Genomic DNA, 1337 nt, shown 5'->3' with positions numbered 1-1337 from the left:
TCAACCCTGGTGGGTTCGGTCCTCCACGCGGTCTTACCCGCGCTTCAACCTGCCCATGGATAGATCACTCCGCTTCGGGTCTAGAGCATGCGACTCAAACGCCCTATTCAGACTCGCTTTCGCTACGGCTACCCCACACGGGTTAACCTCGCCACACACCACTAACTCGCAGGCTCATTCTTCAAAAGGCACGCCGTCACACCCCACAAGGAGATGCTCCGACGGATTGTAGGCAATCGGTTTCAGGTACTATTTCACTCCCCTCCCGGGGTACTTTTCATCTTTCCCTCACGGTACTAGTCCGCTATCGGTCACCAAGAAGTATTTAGGCTTAGCGGGTGGTCCCGCCAGATTCACACGAGATTTCAAGAGTCCCGTGCTACTTGGGAAAACACTCAAGAGTCAAAGTCATACACCTACAGGGCTATAACCCACTACGGCTCAACATTCCAGAAGATTCGGCTTCAACTTTGATTTATAACTCTCTAGTCTCACGGCATTAAGACTCGAATGCTCCCACAACCCCATATACGCAACGCACGCCGGCTATCACACGCACATGGTTTAGCCTCATCCGCTTTCGCTCGCCACTACTCACGGAATCACTATTGTTTTCTCTTCCTGCGGGTACTGAGATGTTTCACTTCCCCGCGTTCCCTCCAGAACCCTATGTGTTCAGGCACTGGTAACTGGCTTTAGAATGCCAGCTGGGTTTCCCCATTCGGACACCCCCGGATCACAGCTCGGTTGCCAACTCCCCGGGGCTTATCGCAGGCTCCAACGTCCTTCATCGGCTCTTGGTGCCAAGACATCCACCGATTGCCCTTAGTAGCTTGTCACAACAACAAACAAAACAAAATCGCTACAAAGAGATGCTCGCGTCCACTATACAGTTCTCAAAATACGACCAGGAAAACCAGTCGAACCCAACACTTGAAAACAAACCCGCCATCAGAGGGAAACAACCCACCCCATCCAGCAGACCGTCAACAGTCTGAAGGTAACCAGCCCCGAAGAAGATCCAGTCCAACCCGAACACTCGGGCCGGCCCGATTCCTCAGGACCCAACAGCGCGCCTCGGTCCTTCACTCCTCACCACTTCGCGTTCCACGCTTCCGAAGAAGCAGTACTAACACCGTGACTGGAGATCCGAACCTAATGGTCAATGTTCCACATTCCGAAGCACCGACGCACTGAAACACATGTCCAGTAAACGTCGAATGGACAGGCACCCTCGCGGGCTACCTGCCGAATGCTCCTTAGAAAGGAGGTGATCCAGCCGCACCTTCCGGTACGGCTACCTTGTTACGACTTCGTCCTAATCGCCAGCCCCACCT

Annotated in this window: 2 rRNA genes; both read right to left on the bottom strand. The window is 53.6% G+C overall.

Annotated elements, in window-relative coordinates:
• A 23S ribosomal RNA gene (locus ACZ6ZD_RS37095) occupies nucleotides 1-839 on the bottom strand; the annotation flags it as partial.
• A gap of 424 nt (nucleotides 840-1263) precedes the next feature.
• A 16S ribosomal RNA gene (locus ACZ6ZD_RS37090) occupies nucleotides 1264-1337 on the bottom strand; the annotation flags it as partial.

Source organism: Kribbella sp. NPDC104218, from assembly GCF_055584105.1.
This window is presented reverse-complemented; position numbering and strand designations above follow the sequence as displayed.